This window comes from Flammeovirga pectinis, from assembly GCF_003970675.1.
GTDB classification, from domain to species: Bacteria; Bacteroidota; Bacteroidia; order Cytophagales; family Flammeovirgaceae; genus Flammeovirga; species Flammeovirga pectinis.
In genome coordinates this window covers 1,144,392-1,156,669 of sequence record NZ_CP034562.1, presented here as the reverse complement: position 1 = coordinate 1,156,669, position 12,278 = coordinate 1,144,392, and the positions used below count along the sequence as shown (strand labels likewise).

General features: G+C 27.2%; 13 protein-coding genes. All 13 read left to right on the top strand.

Annotated elements, in window-relative coordinates; translation table 11 throughout:
• Window positions 1–2 precede the first annotated feature (2 nt).
• Window positions 3–989, top strand: coding sequence for an FAD-binding oxidoreductase (locus EI427_RS04720; RefSeq protein WP_126612161.1), 987 nt, complete (start codon window positions 3–5; stop codon window positions 987–989).
• A 22-nt stretch (window positions 990–1,011) separates the two neighbouring features.
• A complete protein-coding gene (gene rfbF / locus EI427_RS04715; protein WP_126612159.1) occupies window positions 1,012–1,785 on the top strand; it encodes a glucose-1-phosphate cytidylyltransferase in 774 nt (257 codons plus the stop codon).
• Complete coding sequence (gene rfbG / locus EI427_RS04710) at window positions 1,776–2,852, top strand: CDP-glucose 4,6-dehydratase (RefSeq protein WP_126612157.1); 1,077 nt, start codon at window positions 1,776–1,778, stop codon at window positions 2,850–2,852. The genes rfbF and rfbG overlap by 10 nt, the downstream gene beginning before the upstream one ends.
• Window positions 2,852–4,174 carry a lipopolysaccharide biosynthesis protein RfbH gene (gene rfbH, locus EI427_RS04705; RefSeq protein ID WP_126612155.1) on the top strand — a complete coding sequence of 441 codons (1,323 nt, stop codon included), beginning with the start codon at window positions 2,852–2,854 and terminating at the stop codon, window positions 4,172–4,174. The genes rfbG and rfbH overlap by 1 nt, the downstream gene beginning before the upstream one ends.
• Window positions 4,175–4,176: 2 nt before the next feature.
• Window positions 4,177–5,058: an NAD-dependent epimerase/dehydratase family protein gene (locus tag EI427_RS04700; protein ID WP_126612153.1), complete on the top strand. Its 882-nt coding sequence runs from the start codon at window positions 4,177–4,179 to the stop codon at window positions 5,056–5,058.
• 31 nt (window positions 5,059–5,089) lie between these two features.
• On the top strand, window positions 5,090–6,004 hold the full coding sequence (locus tag EI427_RS04695; protein WP_126612151.1) for a glycosyltransferase family 2 protein: 915 nt from the start codon (window positions 5,090–5,092) through the stop codon (window positions 6,002–6,004).
• On the top strand, window positions 5,988–7,319 hold the full coding sequence (locus tag EI427_RS04690; protein WP_126612149.1) for a lipopolysaccharide biosynthesis protein: 1,332 nt from the start codon (window positions 5,988–5,990) through the stop codon (window positions 7,317–7,319). The genes EI427_RS04695 and EI427_RS04690 overlap by 17 nt, the downstream gene beginning before the upstream one ends.
• Before the next feature lie 40 nt (window positions 7,320–7,359).
• Window positions 7,360–7,920 (top strand): acyltransferase, encoded by a 561-nt coding sequence (locus EI427_RS04685; protein ID WP_170178394.1) that lies wholly within the window; start codon window positions 7,360–7,362, stop codon window positions 7,918–7,920.
• Window positions 7,917–9,233 carry an O-antigen ligase family protein gene (locus EI427_RS04680; protein ID WP_126612145.1) on the top strand — a complete coding sequence of 439 codons (1,317 nt, stop codon included), beginning with the start codon at window positions 7,917–7,919 and terminating at the stop codon, window positions 9,231–9,233. Before EI427_RS04685 ends, EI427_RS04680 begins: the two co-directional genes overlap by 4 nt.
• Window positions 9,202–10,311 carry a hypothetical protein gene (locus EI427_RS04675; protein ID WP_126612143.1) on the top strand — a complete coding sequence of 370 codons (1,110 nt, stop codon included), beginning with the start codon at window positions 9,202–9,204 and terminating at the stop codon, window positions 10,309–10,311. The genes EI427_RS04680 and EI427_RS04675 overlap by 32 nt, the downstream gene beginning before the upstream one ends.
• Window positions 10,308–11,261: a glycosyltransferase family 2 protein gene (locus EI427_RS04670; RefSeq protein ID WP_126612141.1), complete on the top strand. Its 954-nt coding sequence runs from the start codon at window positions 10,308–10,310 to the stop codon at window positions 11,259–11,261. The genes EI427_RS04675 and EI427_RS04670 overlap by 4 nt, the downstream gene beginning before the upstream one ends.
• A 320-nt stretch (window positions 11,262–11,581) precedes the next feature.
• Complete coding sequence (locus EI427_RS04665; protein ID WP_126612139.1) at window positions 11,582–11,989, top strand: glycosyltransferase family protein; 408 nt, start codon at window positions 11,582–11,584, stop codon at window positions 11,987–11,989.
• Window positions 11,967–12,257, top strand: a complete 291-nt coding sequence (locus EI427_RS04660; protein WP_170178393.1) for a glycosyltransferase — start codon at window positions 11,967–11,969, stop codon at window positions 12,255–12,257. Before EI427_RS04665 ends, EI427_RS04660 begins: the two co-directional genes overlap by 23 nt.
• Window positions 12,258–12,278 lie beyond the last annotated feature (21 nt).

Genomic DNA, 12,278 nt, shown 5'->3' with positions numbered 1-12,278 from the left:
TTATGTATTCTATAAAACTAAGAAACAATACAACTTTCACTGCCTCAGATAATGAGACTATTTTCGAGGCAGCAAAAAAGAACAATATTCATCTTGAACATAGTTGTTTAAAAGCAAGATGTAGTGCTTGTAAAGTAAAAGTTGTAGATGGAGAAACTGAAGTTATTGAGAATGATTTAATACTTTCTAATAACGAGCGAAAAGAAGGATATATTTTATCATGTAATACTAAAGCACTTTCTGATGTTATTTTAGATATTGAAGATTTAGGCAACATAGAATTATTTGAATCTAAAATAGTTCCTGCTAAAATTAATGCTATTGATAAGTTGACTGATGATGTTATTCAAGTTGAATTACGTTTACCTCCTACTGTAAATTTCAAATTTAACCCAGGACAATATATCAATTTAATAAAAGGAACTACTAAAAGAAGTTATTCAATTGCAGAAGTACGAACTGATAAAACACTAGTTTTTTATATTAAGAATTATGAAAGTGGAGTCATGAGTAAATACTGGTTTAATGAGGCTAAACCAAATGATTTATTAAGAATGGAAGGACCATTAGGCACTTTTTTCTACAGACCTAAAGAGAATATAGAAAATATCATATTCTTAGGTACAGGTACTGGTATTGCTCCAATTAATGCAATACTTCAAAATTTTGATCAAAATCCACAACTGATAGAAGGTAAAAACATTATCATCTACTTTGGTGCTAGGTTTGAAAAAGATCTATTTTGGACAAATTCTTTCAAAAACATAAATATTAAATTTATACCTGTTCTATCTAAGCCTTGTGCTAGTTGGAAAGGAGAAAGCGGTTATATACAAGATTTACTAATAAAAGATCAATATAATTTAGTATTTTCACAAGTTTTTGCATGTGGTTCTGACCAAATGATTAAAAGTGCAAAACAACTTTTAATACAACATCAACTTGATGAAATGAACTTCTATTCAGATGCCTTTATTTGTTCTAACTAATACTCAATAAAAAATCAATACAATGAAAGCTGTTATTCTTGCAGGTGGTCTTGGTACTCGACTAAGTGAAGAGACCGTTACCAAGCCTAAACCAATGGTAGAGATTGGTGGAAAACCAATTCTTTGGCACATTATGAAAATATATTCAAAATATGGTATTAATGATTTTATCATTTGCTGTGGCTATAAAGGGTATATTATAAAAGAATATTTTGCGAATTACTTTAATCACCAGTCTGATCTTACTTTTAACATGAAAGACAATGAAATAATTGTTCATGAAAAGAGAGCAGAACCTTGGACAGTAACATTGGTGGATACAGGTGATAATTCTCTTACAGGCGGACGTTTAAAGAGAGTAGAACAATACATTAAAGATGAAGAAGCATTTTGTTTTACCTATGGTGATGGTGTCGCTGATATTAACATACAAGAATTAATAGATTTCCATACCTCCCATGGTAAACAAGCAACATTAACAGCTACATTTCCTCCCGGACGTTTTGGAGCATTAGATATTCAAAATAATGAAGTAAAGCAATTTCAAGAAAAGCCAAGAGGAGATGGTGCTCTAATTAATGGTGGGTTCTTTGTTTTATCTCCAAAAGTATTAGATAGAATTGAAGGGGATTTAACCACTTGGGAGCAGGAGCCTCTTAAAAGTTTGGCTGCAGATGCAGAATTAATGGCTTTCAAACATGAAGGTTTCTGGCAACCAATGGATACATTAAGGGATAAGATGCATTTAGAAGAATTGTGGGAAACTAAAAAAGCACCTTGGAAATTATGGGATTAATAAAAGGACAAGTGAATCCAGAATTTTGGAAAGGAAAAAAAGTCTTCTTAACTGGGCATACAGGTTTTAAAGGAAGTTGGTTAGCATTGTGGCTTCAATCTTTGGGAGCTGTGTTAAAAGGATATGCTTTAGAAGAGAATACGGCTCCAGCATTATTTTCAACAGCAAATGTTGCTGATAATATAGAGTCTGAAATTGGTGATATTAGAAAGCTTGAGCAATTAAAAGAGAGTATGGTTTCTTTTAATCCTGAAGTTTTAATTCATATGGCTGCTCAACCTTTAGTTCGTTTATCTTACAAAGACCCTGTTGACACCTATTCTTCTAATGTAATGGGTACTGTAAATGTACTTGAGTCTGCAAGATATTGCTCGAACCTTAAGTCTATTGTTTCAGTGACGACTGATAAGTGTTACGAAAACAAAGAATGGGCTTGGGGTTACAGAGAAAATGAACCTATGGGTGGTCACGATCCTTACAGTAGTAGCAAAGGGTGTGCAGAGTTGATAACATCTTCATTTAGAAGGTCATTTTTCTCTACGTCGGAAACCGCCAATGTTGCATCTGCTAGAGCTGGTAATGTAATAGGTGGTGGCGATTGGGCAGATGATCGTTTAATCCCAGACATACTTACTGCTTTTGAGAATAAAGAACCTGTAATTGTTCGTAACCCATTATCTACTCGACCATGGCAGCATGTTTTAGAACCTCTTTCAGGATACTTAGTCTTAGCTGAGCAACTTTATGAAGATAATACCCTTGCTGAAGGCTGGAATTTTGGTCCTTTAGATGAGGATTGTAAATCTGTAGAGTGGATATTAAACAAAATGGTTAAACTTTGGGGAGAAGGAGCCTCATGGGAGTTAGATAAAAATAGTAACCCTCATGAAGCAGGTTTTTTAAAACTGGATTGTTCTAAAGCAAAGAATAGCTTAAAATGGGAACCAAAATGGAGATTAGAACAAACATTATCTTCAATAAATCATTGGCAACATGCTTTTAAAGCGGGCGCTAACATGCAAGAACAATGTCTTTTAGAAATTAAAAAATATCAGAATCAATACTAATGGAATCTAATAAAGCACAAGAATTACGCAAACAAATTAAGGGTTTGGTAGAGCAATATGCTCTAGAAAAATATACGCCTGTAGCTTTTGAAGGTGGAAATACAATCATCCCTCCTGCAGGTAAAGTAATTGGGAAAGAAGAGCTCCAAAATATGGTAGATGCTTCTTTAGATGGTTGGTTAACGACAGGACGTTTCAATCAATTGTTTGAAAAAAAATTAGCTGAATTTTTAGGAGTAAAATACTGTTTATCTGTCAATTCTGGTTCATCCGCTAATTTAGTTGCATTTAGTGCTTTAACTTCTCCAAAATTAGGAGATCGTGCAATTAAAAAGGGAGATGAAGTAATTGGTGTAGCAGCAGGTTTTCCGACAACAGTAAACCCAATTGTTCAATTTGGAGCTATTCCTGTTTTTGTAGATGTGGATATTAAAACACATAATATTGATGCCGACTTAATTGAAGCGGCTATTACTCCAAAGACAAAAGCGATTATGCTAGCGCACACTTTAGGGAATCCCTTCAACCTGGGTAAAATCCGTGAGTTATGTGATAAATATAACCTCTGGTTAGTTGAAGATTGTTGTGATGCTTTAGGTGCTACATATAACGATCAATTGGTAGGTACATTCGGAGATATAGCTACATTAAGCTTCTACCCTGCACACCATATTACAATGGGTGAAGGTGGTGCTGTATTTACCAATAACCCTGAGTTAAAATTAATTGCTGAATCGTTCAGAGATTGGGGCAGAGATTGCTATTGTGCTCCAGGATGCGATAACACATGTGGTTGCCGATTTGAACAACAGCATGGAAATTTGCCTTTTGGTTATGACCATAAGTATGTATATTCTCATACGGGTTACAACTTAAAAATCACTGACATGCAAGCGGCATGTGGTTTAGCTCAATTGGATAGAGTGGAAGAATTCATTCAAAAAAGAAGAGAGAATTTTGACTACCTAAAGAATAGGCTTTCTACATTAGGAGACTTTCTACAACTTACTGAAGCAACAGAAAATAGTAACCCTTCTTGGTTTGGTTTTGCTATAACGTTAAAAAAATCATCTGGTGTCAACCGTGTTGATTTATTACGTTTCTTAGATAGTCATAAAATAGGTTCTAGATTACTTTTCGCTGGTAATTTAACAAAACAACCTTATTTTAAAGATATTGACTATCGTGTAGTGGGAGAACTAAAAAATACGGATGAAACAATGAATAATACATTTTGGATTGGTCTTTTCCCTGCATTAGGCACAGAACATTTTGAATTTGTTGCAGAAAAATTGGAAGAGTTTTTTGGTCTAAATTTCTAAGCATGTCAAATACAGCGATAATAACTGGAGGCTCGGGTTTTGTTGGATCAAACTTGGCTAGATTTCTTCTTCAGAAAGGATGGAATATACATCTAATTTTAAGAAAATCTTCGAATACAACTAACATCGAAGATATCATAGATAAGATATCAATATTCTATCATGACAATAATATTTCAGCATTAATCGAATATTTTCAAACAACAAATTCTGACGTAGTATATCATCTAGCCTCTTATATTAAAACTGAACATGAACCTTCAGATATTATCAAGCTTATTAATAGTAATGTACTATTTTCAACTGAAATTTTAGAAGCGTGTTCTAAAGCTTCTATAAAGTACTTCATTAATACTGGTACTTATTGGCAATATTATCAAAGTGATGAATATAATCCTGTAGATTTATACGCTTCAACTAAGGAAGCTTTTGAAAAAATAATCAAATATTATGTTGAAGCAGAAGGTTTGAAAGTCATGACTCTAAAGCTTTATGATACTTATGGAGAAAATGACACTCGGCCTAAATTAATTAATTTACTTCACAAATTTGCAGATGAAGGTAAAGTATTAGACATGTCAGCTGGTGAACAAAAGCTATATCTAACTCATATTTCAGATATTTGCGAAGCTTATCATCAAGCATATCTAAATATACAGTCTATAGAAAGTCATTTAACTTCTTATGCTATTAGATCTGAGAAGTCATATTCATTAAAAGAGATTATTCAAACTTTTGAAATATTAACTAATAAAAAAGTTAATATTAATTGGGGTTCTAGGTTGTATCGAAAAAGAGAAGTCATGAAACCAAACAATACAATTACCATATTAAAAAATTGGAATCCCAAAATTAGTCTTAAGAATGGTTTAAAGAGATATTAACATTTAATGAATTCTATTAAGTTTTTAAGTTATGTATAATGATGGACTCTCAATTGTTATTCCAAGTTATAATAGGAAAGAACAATTGATAAAAGTTTTAGACAGTATTTTTTCACAAGACATTACAACACTCTATGAAGTTGTAGTAATAGACAATTGCTCAGATTACAACATCTCTGAATTTTATACTCATGAAAAATTAAGAATAATTAGAAATAATATCAATGTTGGTATGTCTACCAACATTGTAAATCCATTTTTACATTGTAAAACAAAATGGATGTGGATATTATCAGATGATGATATTACACTTAATAATTCAATTAACATTATTAATAATAAAATTAAAGATCAACCTAATAATTGTGCATTTAAATTTTCAACTGAAGGAACTTCAACAACAGGTTTAGAGAAAGATTTAAGTATTAAATCACTTCAAGAATTGATAAATTATTATAAATTTGACAAAAAAATCAGGAGGGGAAACTTAGTCTTTATTTCTAATAATGTATTAAATCTAGAGACGTTATATCCTTATTTGGGTAAAGCATTTGAATATTCATATACCTTTATTGGCCATTTAATTCCAATTTTTTATGCTTTAGATGAAAAACAATTAATGACTTTTAGTAGTCAAAAAATTGTAAAATACATAGATCCAGGAGATAATTTCTGGTCCTTTGAAAAAGTTGGTTTAGGTCTTACAACTTTATCACACATAAACTTCGATTTAAATAAAGAAGAATATAAAAAATTTTTAGATGTTGTATTCCCAATAACATATGATCGATTATTTAAATACTATTTCAAAAAAAGAAATAAAAAAGGATTTAGAAATTATAAAATGACTTATCACACTATATACTTCCAAAATTTGAATACCATAGAGAAAATTAAATATTATTTTTATTCAATAATTTTATATTTAAATGAAAAAAGAAAATAGTTTCTCGAAAAAAATTATCGAACAAATTGGAATAAATGTAATTGTTAAAGGTTTTTCAATAATTTTATCATTTTTCTTCATACCTCTATCTATAAGTTATTTAGGGAGTGAGAATTATGGCATTTGGTTAACTCTTTTTTCTTTTTTATCATTTTTTACTTTTTTTGATTTTGGGATTGGGCATGGTTTAAGAAATAACCTTACTACTGCATTATCAAAAAACAAAATTATTCTTGCAAAAGAATATGTAAGTACAACTTATATAACACTTTTAGTTATTAGTATATGCTTATCCAGCATTTTTATTTTATTTTTTAATTTAATTGATTGGCAGAGTATTTTTAAGTTCAACTCAGTTGAGTCTCAAAACTTTATTCTAATTATCAAAATTATTTATATATGCTTCTTCTTTAATTTAACATTCAAGTGCATTGATATAATTTCATATTCTAATCATAAATCATCATTCCCAGGAATTTTAATCTTCATAAATAGTTTATGTTCATTTACAATAATATATATACTTAATAATTTAGAATCTAATTCAATAGTATATTATGGATACACAATTGCATTTACCCAAATAATGACATATGTAATAGCTAATATTTTTCTATTTCGCTTTAAATTCAACACTATTAAACCAAACTTTAAAAGTTTTAAGAAAAAACACTTAAAAAAAATATTTGGTTTAGGTATGAATTTCTTCTTAATACAAATCTGTGCTGTAATTCTATTTTCATCTGATAACTTAATTATTACTCAAATATTTAGTCCAGACCAAGTAACTGTATATAATATACCTTACAAATTTTTTGGCATCTTTAAAGTGGGTACAAGTCTGATTTTAATTCCACTCTGGTCTGCTTTCACAACTGCAATAACAAAAAATGATATTATTTGGATAAAGAATACAATAAATAAATCATTAATTTTTGTTACTCTTATCTCAGTAATAGTTCTAATATCAATGTTTTTTGCAAATGAGATCTTTGCTCTTTGGATTGGAAATAACATTACTATACCTAATGAACTTAATATAATAATGGGAATATATATAATATGTACAATGTACTTACAGGTATTTTCAATGTTTTTAAATGGATCTAGTAAAATTAAAATACAATTATATTCAGGTACACTTTCTGCAATTATAAACATTCCTTTATCTATTTATTTTGCTAAGAGATTAAATTTTGGTTTGTCAGGGGTTATTATGGCAACACTTGCTACTAATATACTATCTCTCATACTTTTTGTTATACAATACACTAAGATAATTAATAATAAAGCAACAGGTATTTGGAATAAATAAAATGATAAAAATAATAACTTATATACGTATAATACTCAACTTGATTAATAAATTCACCTCTAATATTTTTAATAGGATTACTTTATATGAACAGCTTGTCAAAATAGAACCTAATTATAGAATCAAAGGTAAAATAAAGATTATTAATAATGGCTCTATAAAAATTGGCGATTCTTTTAGAGCTAATTCTGGTGTAAATTTCAACCCTATTGGCGGTGATATTGTATTAAGGTTAATATCAAAAAAGGATAGTGTTTTAATTATTGGAAATAATGTAGGCATTTCAAATTCAACTATTTTCTGTAGTAAGAAAATTTTAATTGGAAATAATGTATTAATAGGTGGAGGTTGTAAATTTTGGGATACCGATTTTCATTCATTGGATGTTGAAACTAGAAATTCAGACGATGATTATTTTAAAGCAGCAAAAAAAGAAATAATTATAAACGATAATGTTTTCATAGGTTCAAATTCAATAATCCTCAAAGGTGTAACCATAGGTAAAAACTCAATAATTGCAGCTGGAAGTATTGTTTCTAAAAATATTCCTGCTAATGAAATTTGGGGAGGGAATCCATGTAAGTTTATTAGAAATTTATGAATCAAATTCTACAAATAGTTTCAATTTTAATTTTATTAAGTTTAACTTTTAAATTAAAAAGACTCCAATTAATATATATTGCTGTACTAATATCAACACATTTTTTTGGTGTATTAGAAAAACAAGATTTATTAGTTAATGGAAAATATAATTTTATTAATTATATCTCGCAGATATTTATAATTATTGCATTGACTAAAAATTATATCTTATTTGATTTAAAAAAAAAATTCAACAACAATTTTACTAATGTTTTCATTTTATACTTTTTATTTTTTGGCATACAAATTTTATCTTTTATTTTAACATTGTCTGGTGGCTTTTCTTTTACACAAAGTTTAATGCCATTTCTTGATTTTGTAACATATATATATATATTCCCACTATTCATTTTATTTAAAAAAACTGAAAAACAAGAGGTTTTATTTTTTTTGAAATTAATAATAGTATTATCGATTTTTAATACAGGTATCTTTATTCTTAATTATCTACACTTTTTGAATTTTTACACATCTTCTAAAAGTATGATAATTGGAAATAATATTGAAAGATCTTTAGAAGGATTTCCCTTTTTCTTCAAATTTTTATTTCCAATACTTTATATAAATTTTAGGAGGAGAATAAATCTTCAAAATTTTATATTATTTGCAATATCGATAATATCAATAATACTAACTTATACCCGATCAATAATAATTTCATACTTTATTGTGATACTAGTTTTTGAATTAATATCACGAAAAAACAAAGTAAATATAACACACAAATTAAAGTTTTTAATATTCATTCTATTAGGATTTGTTTTTCTAACAACGTTTTTCAATAAAAACATTAATGTTGTTATTGAACGGTTTTCAGAAGGTACTTCGATCAATAATATTCAAAATTTAAATTCAAGAAGTGAAGTAACTATTGATAGAATAACTCTTACTCTTAAAGAAAATCCATTATTTGGGATTGGCTATATTAGTAATAATGAAGCTTATAAAATTCCATTAAAGACTGATACATTTAGAGTAATTCACCCTGATATTTTTTGGCCTAATTTATTTGTAACTACTGGGCTTTTTGGAAGTATTATATTTGTATTCAATATGATATTATTATTAAGATATTTTTTCTTTAGAAGGCATTCAGATATGTCAATGATTATCTTCTTATTTATAATTTTCAGTTTACTCTTAACCTTCTCTTCAGGAGGTGATTTATTTAAACATTCTTTGAATTTTGTAATAATAATTTCATTAGGAATGTCTTATTATGATCTAAATATTTTTGACAATGAAAATAAGTATTTTAGTATTAGAAAATAATTTCAACCATTTATCTTTTTATAATTCTCTTTTTCAAATACTCAAAGGAGAAAGTATTATTGTATACACAACTAAATTAATAGAAGAAAAAATTTTAAATTCTGACATAAAATTTGTTGTAATGAATGATAATGAAAGTGTTTTTAAGTTTTTGAAAAAAAATAGAAAAAATCTAAATAATAGTGACTCTATAATTATTGAACAACCATATACCTATTTTTTCTCTTTAATAATAAATATCTTATCTCTAAAAACTAATAAAACATTAGTAATACATAACATTAATACTTGGTGTTTCCCTGTTGGTACAGCAAAAATAAAAATTTTAATTTATAATATTATAAGGCAAATTATTTATAAATTCTCAAATGATATAATAGTTGTAAGTCCGAATCTCAAACATTATTTAGACAAATTAGTCCTAGATAAAAATATTTATTTCTTTCCATTCAAACATCCAAATGTTAATTTTGTTAGTAGATCAAATATAAATAATGAGAAGATTAAAATTATTATTCCTGGAATGATCGATACAAAACGAAGAGAATACGACTCTATACTTGACGCTTTTTTGGTATCTCTTAATAATGGAGTTAATAATATTCAATTAATATTACTAGGTAAATTAAACCCTAATAAGTCCACAATTATTCAAAAAATAAGTGACATCAATCAAAAATATACTAATTCTATCATTTACTTTACTTCATTTATTCCTGAAAATGTTTTTAATCAACATTTAGAATTGTGTGACTTTCTCTTATCAAACTTAAATACTTACTATAATAATTCAAAAACTCCAGAAATATATGGTATAACTAAAGAAAGTGGTATCTCAGCATTAATGATCGATTATGAGAAACCATGTATAATTAAAGGTGATTTTATCCCAATAAATTATTCATATAATCAATGTATTGTTTATAATACACAAAATGATCTTATTAATATTTTTTCTGATATTTCAGTAAAAAATATTAATTCACATGCTTTCTCCAAAATAGCAGTAGAAAACAAAAAAAAGATTATTATTGAAACAAATAAAAATAAAAACAACTATTTAAATAATCATTCATGAAACTTTCTTTTATAATAATTGGGAAAAATGAAGGTAAAACTTTAAAAATGTGTATTGATAGTATAGATCTAGTTATAAATAAGTACAAATATGATTATGAAATAATTTATGTTGATTCTAAAAGCAAAGATAACAGCTTAGAAATATGCAATTCAAACAATATCAAAACCTATAAAATAACAGGCGATTGTAATGCTGCAATTGCTAGAAATATAGGTGCTTTGGAATCAAAAGGCAATATATTATGTTTTTTAGATGCTGATATGGAAATTGAAGTAGATTTCATTGATTCAATATTAAATAACAATAAATTAATTCACCCCTTTGTTTCTGGTCAATTAAAAAATCTATTTTATGATGAAAATTGGAATTATTTATCTGAAGACTATCTTCATAAAAATCTAAATAAAGATTCTTATCAATATACTACTGGAGGATATTTTATTATTAATAGAGAAGCATGGTTTTTAGTTAATGGGATGAAAACAAAGTTTAGAAGATCACAAGATATTGATTTTGGTTTAAGATTATCTAACATTGGGATTCCTTTATTGAGGAAAAATAGATTATTCGTTAAACATCATACCATAGCATATAATGATAAAAGTAGAATGTGGAAAATGCTTTTTGACGGAAGTAATTTATATTCTAATTCACTAATAATACGAGAACATTTATTTAACAAATTTTTATACCCTTCATTTTTGCGTAAATATTATTCTCTTCTAGTATTATTTTTTTGTATAATAATTAGTATTACATCGGGAAATATCTTACCAATAATATTTTATTTATTTTTTATGTGTATTAAAGTTTCAAAACAAAAAATTTCAACAAATTATCTGAATCAACTGATTAATCAAATTTTGATTGATTTCACTTCATTAATTGGGTTAATAATTTTTCACCCAAAAAATAAAAATGAAAAGTATATAAAAGAAAAATCATGAGATTATTATATTTTGAATGCACTAACTTTAAAGACTATCCATTAGGAGGAACTTTATCATTTTCAAAACAATTTATTTAAGATATTAATTATGATTATTACTTAGTCGGTATTGACTCAGATAACTCTCCAGTTGATGAATGGTGTCAATGTACAATTAGAAAGTAAATTTCTTTTCAATATGTAAAGAAAGTGAAATAAAAAGGACAAAATTGCCCAAAAGATTATTTAGCTACTTAAAATTAAAACATTATATAAAAATAATTCATAATACAACAGACAATATTGAAATAGTATTTTCACAAACACCTCAATTTGTTTTTGTTATCAGTAAATTCAATTGGATTATCAAAATATAAATTATTAAGAGTGTTCGGAGATATTTACGAAAGTTTACTATTTAAGAATCTGAAAAAATTTAATACTATTTTAGTAGCTTCAAGTATCAATAAAATTACTTCAAAAGAAAAATATTATAAACTTAAAAAATGCTCTATAATTCAATTTCCTACAAGATTTGACCCTGAAATATTCAAAGTAAAACATATTGATAAAATTTCACTTGGGTTTACTAAGGAAGATATATTACTTATTACTACAGGAAGACTCTCCAATATAAAAGGCTGGAGACTATTAATTGATAGTTATAGAATTACGTATTTAGAAAAACCTACTTTAAAATTAGTATTTATTGGATCTGGAGAGGATGAATATAAAAGAATATTTTAAGGATGAAATTCAGAATAAAAGAATTATACTTTTAGGACGTAAAAGTCAAATAGAAATAAGTCACTTCTTAAATATTAGTGATCTATTAATAATGGAATCTTTGACTGAAGGCTTTCCAACTTCAATGGTTGAAGCAATAGGTTGTGGTAAAAATGTTGTAACAACTAATGTTAGTGGAGCTAAATACATGGTAGTTAATGGGAAAAATGGATATATAGTTAAGGCTAGAGATCCTCAGGTTTTTGCAAAAAAATCATCAATGGATTAAAACTAGGACATAAATCATCTT